This is a genomic window from Bartonella fuyuanensis (assembly GCF_014197255.1).
GTDB lineage: Bacteria > Pseudomonadota > Alphaproteobacteria > Rhizobiales > Rhizobiaceae > Bartonella > Bartonella fuyuanensis.
The window spans coordinates 1-22,759 of sequence record NZ_JACIFE010000016.1 but is presented as its reverse complement, the minus strand read 5'-3'; the positions used below and the strand labels follow the sequence as shown (position 1 = coordinate 22,759).

Genomic DNA, 22,759 nt, shown 5'->3' with positions numbered 1-22,759 from the left:
TCAACAAAACAAGAAACAATGTGCGGTAAACACAATTTTTTTTGGCGTGAATAGTTAATTCTTATATATAAATTAGAGATTGCTTTCTATCCGCTAAAATAAAAAAATAAAGAGAAATTAAAACTATAATATTGACATTACGTCACAGAATATTAATACATAGTGTGCTTTTATTGCTTAAAATTTATACCATGATGATTTACTGAGGGAGATAATTCGTGGCACGTCCTGAAACTGAATCAAAAACCATATTTGGAAAACGTTTACGTTATATACGCCTTGCTTTAGGTGATCCGTCACGTGAAACTTTAGCTAAAAATTTTAGCATGACAAAAAATTCCATTGCTTTTTATGAGCGCGGCGAGAGAGAACCTAATCTTAGTGTTTTACAGACATACCGTACGTTATATGGTGTCAATATTAATTGGCTTTTAACTGGACAAGGAAAAATGTTTGACACCGAATATACGAAGGGTGATTTTGATTGGAATTATTTTATTAAAAAAATCGAAGGGCTTGAAAAAACACTTGCTAACAGCGATCGTAATGAAAAGCTAGATCAAGAAAAAATCGATCGCTCTTATGAAAAGTTGCAACAATATTTATCAAAGCAAGGTTTAGCAAATGGCCTTAACCCTAAAACTGCAACCTCCTTGATCGATATGAAAGCCAAAATAGCTAATTCTTATACCTTGAGCTTATTTATTGATTTACTCATACGAAGCATATCTCAAAAAGAGATTATAGCAAACCAATAAATGTCTATTTCAAAAGAAAAAGTAAGAAGTGATGATTAAGCTCTACCAGTATGGAGAAAAGTGTTTTTTACTTTGTCCATACTGGTGGGATTTTGTATATTTTTTTCTGTAACAATAATAAAGACATTTGCATAGTAAATGAAGGTGTAGTGTTATTAAATTTAAAAAAATAATTTTATAGTATAAAATTCTCACTTATATCTTATTGACAAGAAATTTTTTCTTGTTAAAAGAATAATAGCTCTCATAGAAATTATTTTTAAAAGTCAGAAAATTTAAGGGGAATATATTGACGGCTTCCTATAGAGACATACATTAATGTTCACAAATGGGTTAGTTGAATATTTATCCTGAAAATTATCAGCTATTTTATGAGGTGGGAAACATGTATTTTGAAGTGTTTCAAGGAGTTCACAATCAATGGTACTGGCGTTTAATCTCAGGAGATGCACAAAAAATTGCTTTTTCTAGTAAAGGTTATCCAACAAAACAAGACATTTTAATAAACATTGAACAAATCAAAGAAATTACGCATAAGGCTCTTATTAGAGAACTGCAGTCCTGATATTCTTTAACCATTAAGACAAGTATTTATTCTGTATAATGAGGTTTTAGATTATTTTTGTGGTAAATGAAAAATGATTGATTTTTCCTCAATAGAAGAAAATTTTTATGTTATTTCTAGCACTTATGAATGATAGTTAAATTTTCATAGGTTGTATGTTTGTTTTCAAATAAATCAGATCTCTATAGCATCTATCAAACAATAAATCTTTCAGATCTTGTATTTTTCATAAAAAATACACATGAAGAAAAGATGGGTTAAAAATGTAATTTCTCTACCAGATATCGATATCTCTTACGTTCATCTTTCTCTTCCTGATAATCATAACTGATTTATCTACTTCCTTTTCATAAAAAGCAAATATCCCTTTCTTCCATTATCAGGGAATTTTCTACGCCTATTGGTTGAAACTATGTAATATTCTATTTCTCATATCTAAAAGGAACATGCAAAATGGTTTTCAGCAATAAGATAACATCATCATAACCATGACTGAATTTTATATATAGGATTTGCAATAGCTTAGCATATCTATGAACTAGTATATTACCATAACCTCTTATTTTATGATCAATGACACTCCCTCTTAGAAAATTACACCTTTTTATAAACCAAAGTAAACCTGAAAACTTCGTGCCAATACAATCCCACACTAGATCCATAATTGACTTCATTAAATTTATCTCTCTCATTTATTCCCAATCCTTCTAACCCATTCTCAGACCTTTTAATGCATAAATTCGATGCAAAATATGAAGACAATCACTCTTTATCATCTTCAGATTTAAGCACTTTTTGAGATTTCTTTTCATTTTCTTCATATTGTTTAATTTGTTTTTTCAGTTTTTCAATCGCTTGATCGCGTCTTTTAATCACCATACTTTGCTCTCGAATAGCTCTATCTCGTTCTTCAGTCATCTTCATAGAATCCCTTAAAAATTCATGCTTTATCCTTCTGGATTCCTTTTTTAGAGCTTTAACTTGCCCGCGATAATATAAAGTAAATCGAAATATAATCCCACTGAACAACAAAACAACAACCATTAATCCTGATAAAATTTCATTTATACTCATTTAGATCTCCTTTATTCGCTCAAGTAATTAACTTGACTAATTGTTTGTTCATCCTCAATCAAAAAAGAATGCAATAAATCTCCTCTTCCAAGTATGAAGAATCACACTCGGAATTCTTATTTTTGCCTTTCCGCCATTAAAAACATTGATCAATGATGCAAAAAAATACTCTGAAAGCAGCTAAAACCACATGCTCACACCAATTATTTGCGATACATTTATTGACACAAAATATATAAAAATAAGGAACTTCAAAAAAACTAACGACGCAATAAAATCAATACACGCTTTTCGAACCGTTCCGATCTTTCTCTTTTACGCTATGTAGAATGCGGCTCCACATCAAAAACTTTTCATTATTATAAAAATCTTTAGTATCACAAAGCATAGCATTTCTGTAAAATTTTATCTTCCCACAAATCCTTACATCCCTACAAACTAAAGCATTATTATAAACTCGATCCTTTCTACAACCACGAGCATCACTATAAACTTCAAGACATTGAGCGCTCAAAACTTGACAAAAAAACCACATTAGCGTAGATATACGGACCCTGCGTATATTCAAATAACTATAAAGTCTTTCCCTTTCATAACCATGTGAGCTCGCGCAAACCTCCATACAACCATAAATTAATGCATTGTTATAAATAATATCTTATTGTAAACACAGACTTCATTATAAACTGTAGAATCATAAAAGATACATCCATCCTCATAGAAGCATTGATTGATTGTATACCCTACCAAATAACTACCTTTGTGCATTAGACTATCTTCATACACAATAAAATATCCAAAATCATTTTTTGATATTTCCCAATTTTTAACGTACACAGGCAATATACCATTTGGTAGTAATCTAATTTATTACAAAAAAGGAAAAATCAGCATTCTTTGCCCATGAATTTATATCTTTTCTACAGCTATTGCCCTATTATTTTAAGGCTATAAAGTTTCGTTATACTCACCCATCAACTTAATGCAGAATTTTTTACAAATACCGATGTAGGGGGATATCTTGATTTATAATACCGCTGCGTATACTATTACGATAAAATCTCTTAAACACGCGAAAGTGTATTGCCGTTTCTGGTATATGCACTAATTTCGTCACAACCGTAGAACTTAAGCAACCATTTTTTATTGATTCGAATCTAAAAGTGTATGGGGACATTTTGTTATTAGTTAAGAACAACTCTATATGCTTCATAAGCTATGCATGGATATTTTCACGCTCCTTGTATCGTATATTCTGGATTCGCAATGCAATATTAACGCTATAGCGTAAATATGTAAAGGTCTAAAAATGACAAAGACTGAAAAAGATTGGTTCCAACGCTTAGTTGAATTGATAAAAAGTGACGGACGAACAATGATTGAAATAAGCAGAGCTGCAGGATGTGGGCAAAATTACGTGCAACAAATGATAAACGGAGGAAAGAGACCTTCAGTAGATAAACTCATGGCTATTTTAAACACACTAGGAAATGCGAGTGCCATATATGTAATAACTGGTTTCAACATCTCTGATGAAGACTTAAAACTCATAACTTTGATTTCGTCTGGAGATAAAAAGAAGATTGAAGCCTTAAATGTTCTGCTGAATGAGCAGCATCTGTAGAATTTTCTACTCTATCCAATATCGCTTGCTTTTGAGCTGTCGACAAAGACTCCCATTTCACAATAATATCGGATAAAGTTGTCTCAAATTTTTTATTATTCTTCATAGTCATACTCCAGGATAATCAAACTATATAACGCTAAAGCGTTTAAAATATATCTCATACCTTAGAAAAAAATATTTGCAATAGGCAGTATGGAAGCAATTGTGTACAAATTTATTTTATAAAATCAGATAAAGTTCTGCTAGTCATGTACCATGGTGAAACAGAAAGTATCGCACGATCCAGACCTTCTTATGAAAATTGGTATGATCACTTCTATCAACAATGCGAATAATGTTACGCAAATCTTATGATTCGAACCAATAATAAATTAATGCGAAAATAGCTCTGAAAATACTTCTGAGATCTAATATTAAAAGAACATGAAAAATCTTATTGTGAAGAAAAATATATCACACTTTTATTCTACATAGCATCATCTATGTTTTTTAAATAATATTGCAAAGAAAGAATATAACAACGTTATAGAAATAAGTTATTATAAATAACTGTATCGCTTAACACTCTGCAATACTTTTACAGGCAACCTCCCCTCTGAATGCACCTTGTAAATACTGATCTAAATGTTTATCATGAATAGAAATAGTAGTACTAAAAAACAAAGAATCAGTTTTACTGAAATCCTGCCAATATATTTTAAGAATAAAATCAAAAAAACTTCTGCTCTTCAATCATAATTCGAATCACACGAAAACACTATAATTTGAGCATTAAGCAGTAAATACAAAAAAGCAAAAAACGGCATTTTAACGAATTTTCCAATATCATAAAAAACATCTTACAGAATAATAAGCTGCTTATTACAATAATAATTTGAAGGACGCAAGCTAAAGTCGACACTCTTTCAATTGGCTTTTAAAATAAAAATTTGATCAAATTCTTTTCAGAAAACATTCTACCGTTATTATAAACAACATCTCTTAAAAATCAGAAAGAACTCCTCTCTTGGGAAAAAGAATATATTAACAAATATTATCATTGTTACCCCCATAATACATATAAGTGCTTATGGATCATATTCTTTTATATACAAACTTTCATCATGATAATTCTGTTCAAACGCCGAAAAAACATTAACATCACTCAGAAAAAAGCAAATTTGCACCTAAATGTTTTTCAAGCCAATTGTTCTAAACAAGCATAAGCTTTAAAATTAGTTTTTTGATATCAGTTCATTTGCAGAACAAGCGTAAATAAATGCACCTAATAAAGATTTTGGCTACCTGTTTTATGAAAAACATCATACAGAAAAAATAAAAAACAGCGTATGAGTTAAGAAAGTAACCAGTGAACACATATAAACTACTCTAAATGTTGCAAGTGAAAGCATTTCTTGGGTGAAGCTGAAAAATACACCTTCACTCTATATTTAAACAACTGATAGAAAAAACTGCAATAAAAAATGACAAAGAAATTTAAAACAAACAGGAAAACAAATCAAAAAAAGAAAACGTTAAAATCTTAAAACTTCATACATAAGCTACCTATTTTCCTATTGGTGGGCCCGGAGGGACTCGAACCCCCAACCAAGCGGTTATGAGCCGCTGGCTCTAACCAATTGAGCTACAGGCCCTACATAGGTTGTCCCTCTCTAAACTAAAATGCTCTAGGATACAAGAGCTGCTTTGAATTATAACCTATCTTTTTCTCTTTATCTATTGGTTTTTTTTCTAGTGCTCTAGTTTCTTTAACAAGAACTCTTTAAAATGAGAGAGTAGTTAACTGGCAAATATAAAGGAATGAATATGATAGAAAAAAAAATTCAATCACTAAAGGATTCTCTAGTTAAAATCGTTATATTAGCATTTACGCTCTTAAGCGCTTCATTGACTGTACATGCTGAAGAAAATAAAATAAAAAATGCAACGATTACAGTAACTGCAATCGGAGAAAGTCAAGCTGCACCAGATATGGCAATTATTAATCTAGCCGTTGTTACCCATGACAAAACTGCCCAAAAAGCATTAGCTGCCAATAATCAATCTATCAACGATATTATAAAAGCCTTTAAAAACAATGGTATTCAGGAAAATGATTTGCAAACATCAGGCTTATCTATTTATCAATCGAATCCTGATAAACCCTACGAAAAAAAGAATAATGAAAAACTCTATCATGTTTCAAATTCTTTAACCGTACGCATTCGTGATCTTCCCAATGCTGGTAAAATCTTTGATCAAGCAATGACACTGGGCGTTAATTCAGTTAATGGCATTACTTTTACCAATGCAGAGACGAAACCATTTTATCAAAAAGCACGGGAAAAAGCCATTACTGAAGCTATTGAAAAAGCGCAAACGATAGCGCAAGCAGCTAATTTAAAATTAGGAAAAATTATTGAAATCAATGAAAAAGATGACTATTATCATCTCACGCCACGTCTCATGAGCAGAGAAGCAGCAGGCTACGCAGATACAAATTTTACAGGTGGCGAATTAAGTTATAATGTGAGTGTTACAGTAGTCTTTGCGATCGATTAAATTACCAATCTTTGCATCAAAAAATCATATCACTGGCCTTCACACCGAAGTCCAGTAATGTGATCGAGATAATCTACTTCAGTATAATAATTTGTCTTCATAAACCTTTATGTGCCCACATGCAAAATCCGTTCTTTATGCACGTATAAGAATCCCCTAATCTCATTGGATGCTACCACAGGAGATCTTTCCCTTCATAAATTAATCTATAAGCATAACTTTTCTGGAAACCAACGCACTATTTTAACTGTTGTAATATCTGATGATAGATAATCTGATATAATTGATACGATGAACACAGCCTCGATACCTGTAAGTCCCCCATCTAAAAGACGACAAGCAAGGCTGATTACACAGTATCCCCTCTCACCCTTAACTTTGTGTAGACAACAAAAACCACCGCCGTCACAAAGACTCTTCCACTCAGAAATGGAACTCTCTTCTAATTTCCCTTACTTTTCAAAAGAGAATCTCCCCACTCATAAATTTAAGTATACTTTTTTAACTAAAACAATCTATAAAAAACGAAAAAATTAAAAGTTGAATTTCATATATTTCTATCTCTTAAAAAGATTTAACTCAATGCAAACTTTAAACCATTTTCTTAAAATCTGCCTGGATAAAAAGAGAATATTCGTAAAATATCTCATATAAATGAAGACAACCTATTGAAATATCGCTTTATAAACTGGCGAAGAATAAAATGTGCAACCTAAAATAATAGAATAATTTTATAAAGAATACACTTTTCTCATCAAAACTCAGTATGCTATACTGCGGGTTCTTGCCAATATAACCCATCTTTTGAGAAACAAACTGTTACACGCAAAATAATATTCTATCCTTTATTCTTGAAAGATTACCACACCACTCTTTGGTTTATATCTATTATTCTTAGAAAGAGAAGTATAAAATCCCAAAATCAAGAAAACACTAAACCTCAGAAACCCTCTAAATTATTTAAAATCTTCCCATATCTCCTCAAAAAAGCATCCACGCATAATACATACATCCCCTCCTCATTAAGAAGAAAGAGGAACTATTAAACAAATGAATTTCCTTATTTAAGAATCGAGAAAACTGCGCAATTTCCGCGAACGGCTAGGATGTTTTAATTTACGGAGCGCTTTTGCTTCAATCTGACGAATACGTTCTCTTGTAACTGAAAACTGTTGTCCCACTTCTTCCAATGTATGATCAGTATTCATTCCTATCCCAAAACGCATCCGTAAAACACGTTCTTCTCGTGGTGTTAACGAAGCAAGGACACGTGTTGTCGTATCTCGAAGATTAGCTTGAATAGCTGCATCAATTGGTAATAAGGCATTCCTATCCTCAATAAAATCGCCCAAATGAGAATCATCTTCATCACCTACAGGAGTTTCAAGTGAAATAGGTTCTTTTGCAATTTTAAGAACTTTTCGCACTTTTTCTAACGGCATAGAAAGTTTGCTAGATAATTCTTCTGGTGTTGGCTCTCGTCCAATTTCATGGAGAATCTGACGCGAAGTACGAACAATTTTGTTGATTGTTTCAATCATATGAACAGGGATACGAATAGTGCGTGCCTGATCAGCAATTGAACGCGTAATGGCCTGACGAATCCACCATGTCGCATAAGTTGAAAACTTGTATCCGCGCCGATATTCAAACTTATCCACAGCCTTCATCAAACCAATATTGCCCTCTTGAATAAGATCAAGAAACTGCAAACCACGATTAGTGTATTTTTTTGCAATTGAAATTACAAGACGTAAATTAGATTCTACCATCTCTTTTTTAGCAATTGTTGATTCGCGTTCACCTTTTTGCACCTGCATAACAATCCGACGAAATTCACCAATCGAAATTGCCGTTTCTTGTGCAAGATTTTGTATTTCACTTCGTAACTTTTGAATTTCTTTTGCTTCCCGCAGCGAAAATTCTCTCCAACCAGGTGTAGACAAAGTAGCAATATAATTCATCCAATCTGCATCTAATTCACGTCCTTGGTATTCTTTTAAAAAATCCTCATGGCCAATGCCATAGCTATTGGCAATCCGTTTTAGCTTACCTTCATTATGAATCAACCTCTTATTGATGTCATAAAGCTGCTCAACTAAAGCCTCGATACGATTTTGATTCAAAGAAAGAGATTTTACAGCTTGAATCAACTCACCCTTTAATTGAATATATTTCCTCTTCTGAGAAGATGTGAGAGCCCCTTCTTTACGCTCTGCTAAACTGCTTTCAACATGCTGATCTTGTAATTTACGTAATTTTACATAGGTTTGAGCAATAAAATCCAATGTTTCCATAACTTGAGGACACAGTTCATTTTCCATCGCAGCAAGTGATAAGTTAACATCATCATCGTCTTCTTCATCATCTTCTTCAATGTGTCTTTCTCCTGCACTCTCCCCCATATTATGTATAGAAGACATTTTTTCTTCTTTTGTTTTATCCACTTCAATTCTCTCGATAACAGGAGTTTGCTTTGCTTCCGGACCAGCATAAGTCGTTTCAAGATCAATAATTTCGCGAAGAAGAATACGCTGTTCTTTTAGCTCATCACGCCAGATAATGAGGGCCTGAAAAGTCAAAGGACTCTCACAAAGACCTGCAATCATTGTCTCACGCCCTGCTTCAATACGCTTAGCAATAGCAATTTCTCCTTCCCGCGAAAGAAGCTCAACAGCTCCCATCTCACGCAAATACATACGTACCGGATCATCCGTACGATCTGTTGCTTCACGCTTATTTGTCGTCGTTGCAATTGCGTGGCTAGAGGCCTCTACTAAATCACCACCTTCTACAGTAACTTCTTCTTCATAATTTTCAGACTCAGCTTCATCCTCATCATCCACAACATTAATCCCCATTTCGGAAAACATTGCTAGAATATCTTCAATTTGTTCGGATGTAACCTCGTCGGAAGGAAGAACTGCATTGAGTTCATCCATCGTTACGTAACTATTTTTTTTTGCAAGTTTAATCATTTTCTTGATGGCATCATCAGAAAAATCAAGAAGAGGACCATCCAAACTCGCTTGGCTTGTTACTTCCGTATTATCTTTCTGTTTAACCTTTGTTGCCATACCATTACTCCACTCGATCACTCCATAATTTTCATGTGACCAGCTTTTTTGTTCTCACTTAAAATCCACCAATAGGCTCTCATATACTTCCTTTTAATAGATTACTATTGGAAAGAATACATTTTTTATACACCTTGTCATCCAGACAAAAACGCGGGAAAACTCCAGAAGTTTCCCCGACACCTCTCAGCCCTTCTGAGATAATCTCTGTACCCTACTGTAAGAACCAATTGCCCGCTTTTCCTAAAATTTAATTGTCATCTTTATGAAAATGTCACTCCACATAAACTTCCTCATCTCAAACTTAAGTGACTGATTCGCATTAAAAAAGCGAATCATTTTATCGTATCTTGTGTATTCCCGTCTATTTTTTTATCTAATACACTTCCAAACCCTTCAATTAACGCTTCTGTTGCTTGCATCTGTTCTAGCTCATTTTTTACCTCACAAAGCAGATCAAAAACCTCACTCTTAGGATTTTCCACAAGCAGCTCTTCAATATCCTGTAATCTCTTATGTAGGTGGTGTTCTTGAAGATGCAAGTAGACAGCTTGTTTTAATATAGCACGTGCATCTTCGATAGAAGCTCCACCAAAGATAATACGCATACCAATATTTTGCACAAGGTGTTTCAGATGTTCTAATAGAGCTTGTTGCCCTCTTTTTTCTAAGAATGCAACCATCGTTTCTTTATCACGAAGCTGCTGATTTCCAAGAATTTCCAACATAACTTGATGAAAATACATCAATTGAGTATTTTTTAATTCTAACTTAGAAAGAATCTCAAAATTTTCATACCACAGTTCAGGATAATAAGCTAAAGTGAGTAAAATCACTGCTTCACGCAAAGGGATAGATTGTGAGGAATTTCGTACTATTTCAGAGTTGGCTAACAGAGAAAAGGATCGATCTTTAAAGATTCCATTTGGCGAGGATTGATCATACCACCTTGTCCCTTTGTTTTTCGAAAACGAGGGACGAAAAAAATCAAAAAGGCGTTTTTTTACATCTTGCAAATAATAACGACGGACATTTTCATCTTTAATCATAAAAATTTGTTGTTTTAGTTGTTTTTCTAATGCTGCTCGTTCTTCTGGAGTTTCAAAATGCTTTCCATAAGTAGCACGCCACCATAAAAGCTCAATCAAGGGAATTGCTTTTTGCAAAAAAGAAGAAAAAAGTTGTGCACCACCAACACAAATAATTTCATCAGGATCTTTTCCTTTTGGCAACAAAACAAAGCGAACACAAACCCCAACCTTTAAAAGAGGCAACACACGATCAGCAACACGAAAGGCAGCTTTTAAACCAGCATCATCACCATCAAAACACAAAATGGGCTCCTTCCCCATCTGCCATAAAAGTTCAATTTGTGCTTCCGTTAATGCTGTACCCAAAGACGCTACGACTCCTTCAAAACCAGCTTTAGTCAATGCAATAACATCCATATACCCCTCGACGACAAGGAGTGAATGATTTTTTTTATCGCCAACAAAGCGACTATTTTTGCGAGCAGCTACCGCATTATAAAGTATATTTCCTTTACGAAACAGCACTGTTTCAGGACTATTTAGATATTTTGCTCGTGTCGTTTTCTCTAATGCACGTCCGCCGAAAGCCACCACGTGTCCGCGCAAATCTTCAATAGGAAACATAATACGATTTCTAAATCGATCATAAGAATCTGCACTCTCCTCATGCGATGTGAGAAGTCCACATTCTTCCATTTGCTTTATTGAAATGCCACGTGCACTCAAAGCTTCTCTCAAAGCTGTACGCCTTACCGGTGCAAAACCAATTCGGAAGCGCTCTACAAGCTCTGATGTAACACCACGTGCCTCTAGATAACTTCGTGCTTGCATACCTCCTTTAGCGCGTAAATTATCTTGAAAAAAATCTGTAGTAATTTTCATTACGTTATAAAGATCAGATTTTTCCATTTGACGTCGATGCCTTTGTGGATCCCAAATAGGTAATTTTATGCCCGCAAAATCAGCCAAACGCTCTACACTTTCTGAAAAGTGCAATCCATCAAGATCGCAAAGGAAAGTAAAAATATCCCCGCTTACACCACAACCAAAACAATAATAGCGCCCTTTATGGTCATCACAATGAAAACTAGGAGTTTTCTCACCATGAAATGGACAACAACACCAAAAATCTCCCCGTGAAGGCCTACTTTTTCGAGGGTCAAAATCTACCCGTTGACCAATCACTGTTGAAATGGGGAGTCGAATACGCAGTTCATTAAGAAAATCAGCCGGAAAACGCATTATCTCTCACAGAATTTGAAAATTCTTTTTTGCATATTTAACGACTTTAGAGCATAATTCCAATACTTCCTTTTAAGTAGTTGCAAAATTTTAAACTCTCAACTGCATATAATTTCAAAATGGAGAGTAAAAAATGATCGAATTTATTGTTCAATATCCATGGTTAGAGTCTATTTCTTGGCTTATTACTCTTACTCTAGCTGCCCTTTTAGTCAACTTTCTAGGACGAAAATTACTCATTCATGGTGCAAAGAAACTCTCGTCTTTTCTGCCAAACACAACAATCGAACTTAAAAATGCTATTCAATACATGGCGAATACCATTTCAGTTTTTATTCTTTCAATCGGTATTAATTTTATCCCAACATTGCCCGATGCATTCGGCACTGTCATCAATAATGTTGCCAATGCCTTCATTATCTTTTTTGTTGTTCTAACAATTTCTGCCTGCCTCAATATCATTAATATCCTTTACGAACAACGACCAGCAGCACGCTTAAAACCAATAAAAGGTTATATTCAAATTGCTAAAATTGCACTTTTTGCTGTTGCGACAGTTTTAATGGTCGCCACATTGATTGACCGCTCCCCGCTTATTCTATTCTCCGGTCTTGGTGCAATGGCAGCGGTTCTCATGTTAATTTTTCAAGATACACTTCTCTCCCTCGTCGCCGGTATTCAAATTTCATCCACCGATATGGTTCGTGTTGGTGATTGGATTGAAATTCCCAATCTCGCTGCCGATGGTGATGTTATTGAAATTGCACTTCATACTGTTAAAGTTCAAAATTTCGACAAAACTATTATCTCAGTCCCTATCCGTAAACTTGTCACTGATCCTTTTAAAAATTGGCGAGGAATGCAAGAATCTGGTGGAAGACGCATAAAACGCTCCCTTTTTATCGATCAATCAAGTATCCGTTTTCTCACAGAAGAAGAAAAGAAATATCTTTCCCGGTTTAATTTATTAGAAAATTATTTCACACAAAAAATAGCAGAACTTGATCAATGGAATGCTCAAATAGATAAAAATCATGATATCTTAGCTAATACGCGCCGTTTAACCAACATTGGAACTTTTCGTGCTTATGTTTTTTCTTATCTGCAACAGCATCGAAACATCAACCCTAATATGACTCTCATGGCGCGACAATTACCTCCTACAGAAAATGGTTTGCCCTTGGAAATCTATTGCTTTACTAACACCACCATTTGGAGAGAATATGAACAAATTCAAGGAGATATTTTTGATCACCTTTATTCCATTCTTCCCTGTTTTGGTCTAAGGGTTTTTCAAAATCCAAATGGTTATGATTTTAAGCAAGCCTTAAAAGCAAAATAAAAAAGATAAACCTCAATTTATTAATTTTGAGGCAACCACACTTATAACGACAGAAAAAGAATAAAATATCATGAATGGTTCATTGGTACTCCTTCATCTTACCAGCGCTATTTCTTTACTTCTCTAAGCCACATACATGGTGCGCACAGAAATGAATACGCCGATGGTGACCAACTTAAATAATAAAATGTGTTACATTATTTTAAAATCATTGTTTGCTGTAAATTGAGGCTTTTTACAGCAATGATTTTATAAAACTCTACAGCCATAATGCTTCTCTTTGGGTCTTTCAATAAATCGAGTTTTATCTTTGAAATAATAGAACTGATAGTTGTTCGCAAAAGCGAATTAGGATCAGCAGTTGTTGTTAAAGTCCTCACCTAGGATTTCGCCCTTGTTATGCGCCTTTGCCTTTTAACTGGCATTTGTAGTTTATAACAATAGAAAAACGTGAATAGCATCAAATAGAATATTTTATCATTGTTATGGGTCTTTTGATTTTGTCTTTACAAGCTAACTAAGGGCAGCTACAGAACCTCTACGTGATAGCAAAATTTTGCCTAGCGTCATTCATTATCTTTCAATCAATCCTGTTTTCTACTTTTTATTGATTGCTGCCTTAATCTATTTCTTCCATTCATCCACAATAGAAATCATTTTATTGATCAAGTTTTTCCAACTACAATCTTATCCATACAGAACTCTGCCTTGTAATAGGCAATGGCGTGCGAATTGCTCCAAAACAACATGATGATTGGATCGTTGTCCCTAAGCTTTTGGGCGCCATTGTTGGCAGATCTTCTGCATTAAATTCACCTGCCATGCAAGCCGCTTTAACACCTATCCTTGCTTACAAGTGATATTTTTGTCGATTGTTTTTGCCACAAGCTACGCTGTCACAAAAACTCCACACGACCACTTAATTCCATGGCTTGAGGCAAACCGTCGTATTTCACAGGTTTCAACACTATATAATCGGATATTGCGAACAATTCTCTTTCTCCACACCTCATCCGTAGGTGTAATCTTTTAAAAGTAACACCACTTGTCACCTGTATGGCACCTGAATAAACTAGTACATCTCTCCTGTAAAAATTTAACTACCGTTTGAAACTTATTTATAAGCTTCTTATCATGAACATGAGAATGTTGTTTAATATAGCTTTTGACAAGTTAAAGTCTTGTTTATGAATGGCATTCCTGTTCAAAACGTTTATTAAAAGCACTTTAAAAATTTGAAATTAGTAATATTTTTGTATTATTTCTAATGAAGTAGTGACTTTATAGCTAATTGGCTGGTGATAACATTTTTAAAGGATTATCAAGTGTTATTGTTTGTATTTGAGAAGGAGAAAGTTTTGCTTCTTGGAACCAGTTTGCACTGTCTTTCAACCATGTTGGAATATCAGTTCCCCCCAATTGTCCGAGATCTGAACTATAAATCACATTATTAACTTTAGATAGTACAGAAAACATGTCTTCTTTTGTTTGATATCCTAGATAAAAAGTTAAAGCGCATTGCTCTATATAAAGCCAATCATGTTCTCCCAGAGCTTGTAATTGTTCTGCAGAAAAACCTGTCATTGGATTAGCCGGTTGATTTAAGAGGAGTCTACAATTGCTTTTTTTCGCTACAGCATCTAGCAAACGTAAAGTTGCCTCTTTAGAGGCATGCCCAGAAGAGAGAACAATTTCATTGTCAGCAGCAAAAGTTATGAGTTCGTAAATCTCTGATTTTAGATATCCTTTCTCATCGGTAATAGCTGTTGGCTGCTGAGCAAGAAAAGCAGCATAATTATTAGAAAAATTTCGCTTGAGACGGCTACGATGATGTGTTGGCACAATAGTGGGAAAATGTACAAGCAATTTTGATTTTGAAACAAATTGATAATGTGCTAAAGCGTGTTTAACTGAAAGTAAACTTAAACCACCTGAAGCATAATTAAGAACAATAGAACCAAAAACAGGTAAATTTTGTTCTTGTAAAGCTGTGGCAAGTGCAGCTGTACTGCCTAAGTGATTTTTTAAAATAACTCCACCTTTGTGTTTAGCATAAATTTGTGCAGCTTCATAAGCTGAATATGTTCTATTAAATAAATCTGGACGCGCATGATAATGAATATCTAAAAATTTTAATCGCTTCCGCCAGAACTGTATAAAGCATGTACTCACAACTTTTCCTTCCAAGGAATTTCATAGCCTTCTTGAATCCGTATATTTTCAAGCCGCTCTCCGCCTTTAAGCGCAGCCAAAATACGCGCTTCTGTTTTATCAACATTTTCAGCACGACGAATAATCTCAGATAACTCTGAATTAGGAAGAATTAAAACACCATTATCATCAGCAAAAACCCAATCTCCAGGAACAATTTTTATTCCTTCAATGATTAAAGGCACCTGCACGGCTTGTATGCGTGCACGGTTTTTACCAGAAACCATATAAATATTTTTTGTAAAAAGAGGATAATGTAGAGCCTTAATTTCAGCAATATCTCGGGCAGAACCATGAATAACAGTCCCTACAATTTTTTGCTGTAGTGCCTTATGGGTCAATATATTTCCCCAACTAGTACAATCACATCGACCATTATTATCAATCACCACGACAGATCCGGCAGGTACATCATCAATATAATTACCAGCATTCGTAAATGTTTTATTTTCTGGTCTAAAAGCCTCATATTGTACCGTAAATACAGGACCAGCTATTTTGATATTATTTAAGCGTGGTTTAATATTCGGTAAAGCTGCTTGCAAATATAAACTATCTAGAGCATCAGAAACAGCTGCTGTATCTAATGCCAGTAATCGTTTTTTGAGCATTTCTACATTTTCATCAAGTATCATTTTTTTTCCTCTGATTTCAAATATCTTTTTAAAACTAACCAAGCTGCATATTCCTGTAAGACTACGCTTAAAAGTGGTCGCGTATAGGGAAAAGTTACACGATCATCGTCATAACCTTTCATCCGTATAGTCATCGTGGCATGTCCAAGGCTTTCTTCTTGATTTTCTAATGTCTCGATGGAAGGTGATAAGCTCACTTCAACCTCAAACAAAGGAATATCTTGTTTACCTTTTTCTATGGGCTGAAAATATTTTAAAAGGCATGGGTCATTGGCAGACCAATGGACTTCAACGTGCACTGCCAATTGTTCACAAGCAGTGGTAATTCCTGCTCCAACCAAATATGGATGAAAATGATTTTCAAATTGTTCGATTAAATGCTGTGCTAAGAGCGCTGATGACTGACCAACCAATTGTACTAGAACATAAGGGCTTTTCCATAAAAAATGCCGTTCGAATGGTTCATTAGCGAAATGATCATCAACCCACTGCGCAATAGTGCTTTCATCAATTCCAATCAAAGTCCACGCATATTGAGCCTGTAGTGTAAAAGAATACTTCTTCTCACCATGTTCTAAGTAATTTTCTAAAAGCGCAAGAGCTTGTGAAGGCGGACCAGGCAAAACAACAAGGAAACTTCCACAACAAGAAAGATAAAAGCCAGGTGCTGTACCAGTAGGATTATCAAGCACCTTTGCTGTTTCTGGAAACAATGCTTGACGTGCATTACTCTTATCTGGTGCAATACCTAACCGTTGTAATTGCCCTTTTATCGTTTGCCAAACAGCTTCATGATGAACCAAAGGCTGCTGTACAGCTTGAGCAATCGCATCGCGTGTTTTGTCATCGGATGTTGGTCCCAATCCTCCACTGATAATGATAAGATCTTCTTGCCCAAGACAAGCAATCACTGTCTCACTTATTTTCTGTAATTGATCAGCACAAACAAAATGACGTGTGACTTGGATATTTCTCTTGTTTAAGCTTTGACTCAAATCTTGCAAATTCGTATTCAAATATTGTCCTGAAAGGAGTTCATCACCAATCGTAATAATTGCGGCACGACAAACAGAGACAGGATTCACAAGAGAATTGAGAACAGCTTCAGCCATTTGACGTGTAGAGGCTTTTCCTCCTAAATCATAGGTGATCGTTTTTCCAGCACGAATAACCTGATCAACACTCTCAGACAATTGTTGCGCAGCATCCTGAAAGCCTAAATGGTCTAAAAGTAAAGCAGTGGTATAAAGCATGGCAGAAGGATTTGCTTTATTCTGTCCAGCAATGCGTGGTGCACTGCCATGAACAGGCTCGAAATAAGCAATCTTGCTTCCCACATTTGCACTAGGTGCAAGTCCCAATCCCCCCATTACCCCAGCAGCAAGATCAGAGAGAATATCGCCAAACATGTTTTCAGCAACAATCACACCAAACTGCTCTGGCTTCGTTGCAATCCACAAAGCAACCGCATCAACATTATGAATATCTGCTTCAATTTCCGGATAGTTTTGCGCAATTTTCTCAAAAATTTTCTGAGCAAATTGACCACTTTCCCGCATAACATTTGGCTTATCAGCAAAAGTAACCCGCCTCAAACCATGTTCCCCTGCATAAGAAAAAGCGTATTCGAATATCCGCTCTAAACCAAAGCGTGTCTGCAAACGAACTGTCTACGCAGCTTCCTCAAGCCCATATTTTGTCAAATTGGGATGTCTTAACCAAGCGGCTGTTTCAGGAGTGATACCCCGAAAATCCAATCCAGCATAAAGGCCTTCACTATTTTCTCTGATAACACAAAAATGAAAAGGTTTTCTCGGACCAAAGATATATCTTATAGGGCGTATATTCGCAAACAGGCCTAACTTTTGACGAAGCTGAATAACAGGAGAAACATAAGAAAGTCCTTTCTCCCTTAAATATGGTGCAAGCTCTTTTAAAGCAGCTTCTTTTCCTTTACTGGTCACAGCCCCAAGTAAAACAGCATCACTTTCAGCAATTTTTTGCCAGGTCACTTTTGGAATAGGATCTCCTTCCTGTTTCCAACATTCCCAACCAATATCGCCATAAGTTAATTCAATCGGCAACTTAAATTGCTCCAAGACCATCAATGCAGCATCACAGACCTCTGACCCCACCCCATCACCAGGTAACACAAGAACTTTCTTCTTCATAACTTATCAATCCATTCATCAATAACTGCATCTGTCATAGTAGGATTATCCTCCCACAAACGCATACCAGCACCAGATACAATCTTGTATTCATGATTCATACAATGACTTCTCGTTTGATTTTCTACGGTTGCAAGTTGTGACTTTTCACCTACCAAAGCTAAAAACTTTCCAGTGTATTTGATAATCTCATTCCTCGCATCCATCTCCAATAACAATTTAAATCCTCTTGTCATACGTTCAATTGCCATGCTTTTTTGTTCATCAGAAATCTCCAATAAGGTTCTTTTTTTAATTGCCCCAATAGGCTGCACGAAAGCATCTAATATTTCTAGAGCTCCTGATAAATCACCGCTTTTCAATAAAGTAAGAAGATATCCAAGTCGTTGTTGTAAAAGCTTATCTGGATAACCTGGCGCGTTCACTGCAAGTACGGCTTGAGCATGTGGAAGTTTTGCTGCCAACATTTGTACCAATGTCCCAGCCATAGCAAATCCTACCAGTATAAAAGGCTCCCGAAAGCTATTTTGGAGTTCTGCTATAAGTGAAGGAATAACTTCTATCGTAGAGTTACTAGAAAAAAGAGATAACGTATCTAATAGCGTAACCCTAAATCCTCTTTCTAAAAATAGGCTTTTAAGTGAAGAACAAAAGGCTCCTTTATCCCAAACTGACATTACAGGCGCAAGAATAACACTATGAAAATTCATATCATTTAAATCTCCTGCGCCTTTTGTTTCAAAGTTTGGATAGTAACCAGGACCTCTTCCATACCTAAAGGCATTTTAGTCTCTAGCAAAGTTTGATATTCAATACTTAAATTACTTAGTCCTAAAAGAAAATCAACAGAGCTTCGATGCACAGGTGAAAAAAAGGAGTGGCTCTTTAGATTTTCTGTCTGTTGCAAAACTTTACCCGTATTGTAATACGCTTCCTTTTTATGAAAATTCAAAAGAGCTAACCATAACTCTAAAGTAAGATTCCCTGCTCCTTTGCCCATCCCCATTAACGAACTATCAATAAAGCTTGCACCGGCTTCTACGGCTACTATGCTATTTGTCATAGCCATACCTAAATTATCGTGTGCATGAAAACCAATTTCTAAAGATGAGATATCTTTTATTTTTTGCACGAAGTGCGTTACAGTCTCAGGTAAAAGGCTTCCATTAGAATCGGCTAAATATAAAATGCTAGCTCCACAATTAACCGCTTCTATTGCTATGCTTTGTAAATAATTTTCATCTACTTGACTCACTCTCGTAACATTAATACTGGTAGATAGTCCCAAAGAACTGGCATAGTGGCAAAGTGAAAATGTAGACTTAATATCATTTTTATTGAGACAGAGTCTTAAGAGTGTAATCCCTATTTTTTTAGTTCTCGAATATCCGAGTGGTTAATATTATGTGGATGTGCAATAACGGCAAGCTTAGCGTTCGGAATAGCATCATGTAATAGCTGAATATAATCATTAGAGCACAAAGCCGTTTGACCCACATTGTTCATAGGCTTAAACGAACCGTTACGATAACCGATCTCAATATATTCTACTCGAGAATCTGTCAGATTTTTAATATGCTCAATAACGTAATCTAATGAAAAAGAAAATTGATTCCTATATCCTCCGTCACGCAAAGTAACATCAAGATTTTTAAGCATAGCCCCCCCAATTTGGTTGTTTATTTTGATTGTTTTTCTAAATTAATAAAATAATTTGCTTTTCGAATGTAAATTATAAAACCCACGATACAGCATGTCGCTAATAAAATGGCAACGTTCCATGGATTATGTTGGGACATTTTCCCAATAACCGCAGCACTCAGTGCAGCACTTCCTAATTGCAAAGCTCCCATAACACCAGATGCCGCTCCAGCAGCTTGTGGATGAGATGAAATTGCCAAAGCTGTTCCTAATGGCAACAAAAAACCATTGCCAAAAGTAAGAAGAGAAACGGTTATTAAACTTGTTGCAAGTGGCCATGGACTTATATACATTTGCAGGGCAAATAACACCCCTCCCAAGACAAAAATAACATATCCACGCCGAATAGTATGTTCCATGGATTCTCGTTTGAGAAATCTTCGCGCTACCAAGTTCCCTAAGACATAAGTTAAAGAAACACCAATGTAACTATAACCAATATAGAAAGTTGATAAGCCCAAGGCTGTGAGGAAAAAAGGTGACTCTACAATGTAAGCAAAATAAGTCGCATATGCAAAACAGGGAATCAGAGCATAAAAGATAAACTGTTTGTTTCTAAAAACACCTAAACTGCCCTTCATGATTCCTACAGAAGTGAAAGATTGACGTTTTGTGGGAGGAAGAGTCTCCATTAATACAAAACAACAGAGCAAAATGGTAAAAAGTATAAAAAGGCTTAAAAAAATAAAAGTGGCTTGCCAATTGAAAACTTGTAATAAGATACCCCCAATGAATGGAGCAATTGCGGGTGAGATACCAACAAAGGGAAAAATAACCAAATAAAACTTTCCTGCAGCTTTTTTATCCATCAAATCGTTGATAATGGCGCGACTTAAGACAATACCTGAACAGGCTCCAAGACCTTGTAAAAAACGTAGTGTGAAAAAAGCTTGAAGATTGACTGTGTAAATTATACCCATTGTAGTACAAAGCCATAAAAACAAGCCAAACAAAAGTGTTTTTTTACGTCCAAAATTATCACTGAGCGGCCCATAAATGAGTTGTCCGATAGCTAATGCCAGTAAAAAAATTGCCACTGCATTTTGAATCTGGGATTCCGTCACTTGATAGTATTGGCGCATATTTCCAAGCGCCGGAAGAAAAATATCAGTAGAAATCAAACCTCCCACTGACAAACAGATAATAAGTAGCATAAATAATAACGTAGGTTTATAATACATAAAAAAAATTTAATAGATATTCTTTAATAATTAAATATTGCCATATTTTTAAAACATATTAAAATATAATTGTTTCATATTTCATCTTTATATACGAAAATAAGTAACTGCTTACTAATATAATATTATTATATCACTAAAATAAAATCCTATATTAATGATAATGTAAATCTTCAACCTTCTCAAAAATATTTTAGCAAGAATTTTAAAATTTACTTTCTAAGCTATATTACGACCTTATAAATATATTATACAAATCTGAACGCATTCTTGTACGTTCAAATCGTAATTGTTTACCGCTCATCTTGTAAATTAATAACAAATCTTGTTCTTTATACGAAGTCAACATATTGATTTATAATGATAATTCACTGTTTTGTATGTTGAATGAGAGTCTCGAATAACGTAAGATTCTCTCATTTCAAACCTGCTTATCTTGAATCAATCAAAACCACTCATTCGCACATCACAAGTAGGATGAGTGTGTGGATCAAATTTGTATAAGAAAGGAGTAAAAAATGGTCCTTATGAACCGTCTTAATGCAAGATCTGTCGCAACATTGGGGGCTGGCAAATATAATGATGGTGCCGGCTTGCTTCTTCATAAGCGTAAAGATGGAGGTGCTCAATGGATTTTACGGTATACCCTTCATGGGTGCCGTCGTGAAATGGGATTGGGTGCTTTAAGAGATGTTTCTTTAAAACAAGCCCATGAATTGGCAACAGGATGGCGCTCTGTTCTACGTGAAGGGCGTGACCCTATTAAAGAACGTGAAAAACAAAAGCGTGAAGCAATAAGCAATCTCCATTATTTAAAAGATATTGCTTTAGAAGCTTTTGAAAGTCGTAAAGCTGAATTAAAAAATGATGGTAAGAATGGAAGTTGGTTTTTACCATTACGCCTTCATATTCTTCCCAAATTAGGCTGTATGCCCGTTTCTGAGATTACACAAACAGAGATACGCAATACCCTTGCTCCTATCTGGCATACAAAAGCTGATACTGCTCGTAAAGCACTGAACCGTCTTAATCTTTGTCTCAAACATGCGGCTGCATTAGGTTTGGATGTTGATTTACAAGCAACAACAAAAGCACGCGCGCTCTTAGGAAAACAACTCCATAAAACGAAAAACATGCCGGCAATGAATTGGAGAGACATTCCCGCTTTTTATAAAACACTTTGCGAAACAACAGCTATAACACAATTGGCTTTGCGTTTGCTTATTCTGACAGGTGCTCGTACCAATCCCGTACGCCATATTCGTGAAAATCAAATTGATGGGGATATATGGACTATTCCTGCTGAGAATATGAAAGGAAGATGCGATGCTACAACAGAATTTCGCGTCCCCTTATCATCTGAAGCATTAGACATTTTAAAACAAGCACGCGGGCTTTCTCGCAATGATTTCTTTTTTTCTCCTAGAGGTCGTGGTCCCCTCGCTGATAATTGTATGTCACAATATATGAAACGTATTGGACTTGAAGCCTGCCCCCATGGTTTTCGTTCTAGTTTACGCAATTGGCTCGCTGAAACAACCAATGCCCCCTATGAGGTCGCTGAAACTATTCTAAGTCATACAGTCGGGGGGCAAGTAGAACG

The 22,759-nt window shown here is 35.3% G+C and carries 18 protein-coding genes, 1 tRNA gene and 2 pseudogenes; 6 read left to right on the top strand and 15 right to left on the bottom strand.

All coding sequences use genetic code 11. The annotated features are described in order from the left end of the window. Positions 1–218: 218 nt before the first annotated feature. Both GGR08_RS06025 and GGR08_RS06020 read left to right on the top strand, forming a co-directional pair. On the top strand, positions 219–758 hold the full coding sequence (locus GGR08_RS06025; protein WP_183194466.1) for a helix-turn-helix domain-containing protein: 540 nt from the start codon (positions 219–221) through the stop codon (positions 756–758). A 385-nt stretch (positions 759–1,143) separates the two neighbouring features. Further along, on the top strand, positions 1,144–1,323 hold the full coding sequence (locus GGR08_RS06020; protein ID WP_142416545.1) for a YegP family protein: 180 nt from the start codon (positions 1,144–1,146) through the stop codon (positions 1,321–1,323). Between the two features lie 762 nt (positions 1,324–2,085). On the opposite strand, the gene GGR08_RS06015 is transcribed toward GGR08_RS06020, so the two are convergent. Next, on the bottom strand, positions 2,086–2,397 hold the full coding sequence (locus tag GGR08_RS06015; protein ID WP_183194465.1) for a hypothetical protein: 312 nt from the start codon (positions 2,395–2,397) through the stop codon (positions 2,086–2,088). Positions 2,398–3,706: 1,309 nt separating this feature from the next. On the opposite strand from GGR08_RS06015, the gene GGR08_RS06010 reads away from it, so the two are divergent. Further along, entirely contained in the window at positions 3,707–4,021 is a 315-nt protein-coding gene (locus GGR08_RS06010) for a helix-turn-helix domain-containing protein (RefSeq protein WP_183194464.1), read from the top strand. Here GGR08_RS06010 and GGR08_RS08335 read toward each other — a convergent pair. Both GGR08_RS08335 and GGR08_RS06005 read right to left on the bottom strand, forming a co-directional pair. Further along, on the bottom strand, positions 3,945–4,127 hold the full coding sequence (locus GGR08_RS08335) for a hypothetical protein (protein WP_246350147.1): 183 nt from the start codon (positions 4,125–4,127) through the stop codon (positions 3,945–3,947). The genes GGR08_RS06010 and GGR08_RS08335 overlap by 77 nt on opposite strands. 1,454 nt (positions 4,128–5,581) lie before the next feature. Next, positions 5,582–5,658 (bottom strand) — tRNA-Ile (locus GGR08_RS06005). A gap of 172 nt (positions 5,659–5,830) precedes the next feature. On the opposite strand from GGR08_RS06005, the gene GGR08_RS06000 reads away from it, so the two are divergent. Next, a complete protein-coding gene (locus GGR08_RS06000) occupies positions 5,831–6,565 on the top strand; it encodes an SIMPL domain-containing protein (RefSeq protein WP_183194463.1) in 735 nt (244 codons plus the stop codon). A 1,064-nt stretch (positions 6,566–7,629) separates the two neighbouring features. Here the strand turns inward: GGR08_RS06000 and rpoD are convergent. Both rpoD and dnaG read right to left on the bottom strand, forming a co-directional pair. Beyond that, a complete protein-coding gene (gene rpoD / locus GGR08_RS05995) occupies positions 7,630–9,642 on the bottom strand; it encodes an RNA polymerase sigma factor RpoD (RefSeq protein ID WP_183194462.1) in 2,013 nt (670 codons plus the stop codon). Positions 9,643–9,977: 335 nt separating this feature from the next. Beyond that, positions 9,978–11,915 carry a DNA primase gene (gene dnaG / locus GGR08_RS05990; protein WP_183194461.1) on the bottom strand — a complete coding sequence of 646 codons (1,938 nt, stop codon included), beginning with the start codon at positions 11,913–11,915 and terminating at the stop codon, positions 9,978–9,980. Positions 11,916–12,048: 133 nt separating this feature from the next. On the opposite strand from dnaG, the gene GGR08_RS05985 reads away from it, so the two are divergent. After that, the gene (locus tag GGR08_RS05985) at positions 12,049–13,257 is read left to right on the top strand and encodes a mechanosensitive ion channel family protein (RefSeq protein WP_183194460.1); all 1,209 of its coding nucleotides are present in this window, start codon (positions 12,049–12,051) and stop codon (positions 13,255–13,257) included. Positions 13,258–13,454: 197 nt separating this feature from the next. On the opposite strand, the gene GGR08_RS05980 is transcribed toward GGR08_RS05985, so the two are convergent. The 10 genes and pseudogenes from GGR08_RS05980 to GGR08_RS05940 all read right to left on the bottom strand — a co-directional run bounded on the left by GGR08_RS05980 (position 13,455) and on the right by GGR08_RS05940 (position 21,156). Further along, complete coding sequence (locus tag GGR08_RS05980) at positions 13,455–13,637, bottom strand: hypothetical protein (RefSeq protein ID WP_183194459.1); 183 nt, start codon at positions 13,635–13,637, stop codon at positions 13,455–13,457. A 299-nt stretch (positions 13,638–13,936) separates the two neighbouring features. Continuing rightward, positions 13,937–14,080 (bottom strand): hypothetical protein, encoded by a 144-nt coding sequence (locus tag GGR08_RS05975; RefSeq protein WP_183194458.1) that lies wholly within the window; start codon positions 14,078–14,080, stop codon positions 13,937–13,939. A gap of 68 nt (positions 14,081–14,148) precedes the next feature. After that, a pseudogene (locus GGR08_RS08325) lies at positions 14,149–14,351 on the bottom strand (nuclease); the annotation flags it as partial. A gap of 193 nt (positions 14,352–14,544) precedes the next feature. Next, on the bottom strand, positions 14,545–15,429 hold the full coding sequence (locus GGR08_RS05970) for a DUF6282 family protein (protein ID WP_183194457.1): 885 nt from the start codon (positions 15,427–15,429) through the stop codon (positions 14,545–14,547). Further along, entirely contained in the window at positions 15,426–16,103 is a 678-nt protein-coding gene (locus GGR08_RS05965) for an RraA family protein (protein ID WP_183194456.1), read from the bottom strand. The genes GGR08_RS05970 and GGR08_RS05965 overlap by 4 nt, the downstream gene beginning before the upstream one ends. Further along, positions 16,100–18,274: pseudogene (locus tag GGR08_RS05960) on the bottom strand (isocitrate/isopropylmalate family dehydrogenase). Before GGR08_RS05960 ends, GGR08_RS05965 begins: the two are co-directional and overlap by 4 nt. Further along, positions 18,271–18,984 carry an alpha/beta fold hydrolase gene (locus GGR08_RS05955; RefSeq protein ID WP_183194455.1) on the bottom strand — a complete coding sequence of 238 codons (714 nt, stop codon included), beginning with the start codon at positions 18,982–18,984 and terminating at the stop codon, positions 18,271–18,273. The pseudogene GGR08_RS05960 and the gene GGR08_RS05955 overlap by 4 nt, the downstream one beginning before the upstream one ends. A gap of 5 nt (positions 18,985–18,989) precedes the next feature. Then, complete coding sequence (locus tag GGR08_RS05950; protein ID WP_343050807.1) at positions 18,990–19,601, bottom strand: hypothetical protein; 612 nt, start codon at positions 19,599–19,601, stop codon at positions 18,990–18,992. 38 nt (positions 19,602–19,639) lie between these two features. Continuing rightward, positions 19,640–19,933 carry a beta/alpha barrel domain-containing protein gene (locus GGR08_RS08045; protein WP_210273968.1) on the bottom strand — a complete coding sequence of 98 codons (294 nt, stop codon included), beginning with the start codon at positions 19,931–19,933 and terminating at the stop codon, positions 19,640–19,642. A gap of 20 nt (positions 19,934–19,953) precedes the next feature. Next, entirely contained in the window at positions 19,954–21,156 is a 1,203-nt protein-coding gene (locus GGR08_RS05940; RefSeq protein ID WP_183194453.1) for a multidrug effflux MFS transporter, read from the bottom strand. 518 nt (positions 21,157–21,674) lie between these two features. On the opposite strand from GGR08_RS05940, the gene GGR08_RS05935 reads away from it, so the two are divergent. Beyond that, a partial coding sequence (locus GGR08_RS05935) for a tyrosine-type recombinase/integrase (RefSeq protein WP_183194452.1) occupies positions 21,675–22,759 on the top strand: 1,085 nt, incomplete at its 3' end.

Bases quoted from the DNA above. Each gene is read 5' to 3' on its own strand.
- GGR08_RS06020 (WP_142416545.1), top strand. From the start codon at position 1,144: ATGTATTTTGAAGTGTTTCAAGGAGTTCACAATCAATGGTACTGGCGT.
- GGR08_RS06015 (WP_183194465.1), bottom strand. From the start codon at position 2,397: ATGAGTATAAATGAAATTTTATCAGGATTAATGGTTGTTGTTTTGTTG.
- GGR08_RS06010 (WP_183194464.1), top strand. From the start codon at position 3,707: ATGACAAAGACTGAAAAAGATTGGTTCCAACGCTTAGTTGAATTGATA.
- GGR08_RS08335 (WP_246350147.1), bottom strand. From the start codon at position 4,127: ATGAAGAATAATAAAAAATTTGAGACAACTTTATCCGATATTATTGTG.
- GGR08_RS06000 (WP_183194463.1), top strand. From the start codon at position 5,831: ATGATAGAAAAAAAAATTCAATCACTAAAGGATTCTCTAGTTAAAATC.
- rpoD (WP_183194462.1), bottom strand. From the start codon at position 9,642: ATGGCAACAAAGGTTAAACAGAAAGATAATACGGAAGTAACAAGCCAA.
- dnaG (WP_183194461.1), bottom strand. From the start codon at position 11,915: ATGCGTTTTCCGGCTGATTTTCTTAATGAACTGCGTATTCGACTCCCC.
- GGR08_RS05985 (WP_183194460.1), top strand. From the start codon at position 12,049: ATGATCGAATTTATTGTTCAATATCCATGGTTAGAGTCTATTTCTTGG.
- GGR08_RS05975 (WP_183194458.1), bottom strand. From the start codon at position 14,080: ATGGCAGGTGAATTTAATGCAGAAGATCTGCCAACAATGGCGCCCAAA.
- GGR08_RS05965 (WP_183194456.1), bottom strand. From the start codon at position 16,103: ATGATACTTGATGAAAATGTAGAAATGCTCAAAAAACGATTACTGGCA.
- GGR08_RS05955 (WP_183194455.1), bottom strand. From the start codon at position 18,984: ATGAATTTTCATAGTGTTATTCTTGCGCCTGTAATGTCAGTTTGGGAT.
- GGR08_RS08045 (WP_210273968.1), bottom strand. From the start codon at position 19,933: ATGCTTAAAAATCTTGATGTTACTTTGCGTGACGGAGGATATAGGAAT.
- GGR08_RS05940 (WP_183194453.1), bottom strand. From the start codon at position 21,156: ATGTATTATAAACCTACGTTATTATTTATGCTACTTATTATCTGTTTG.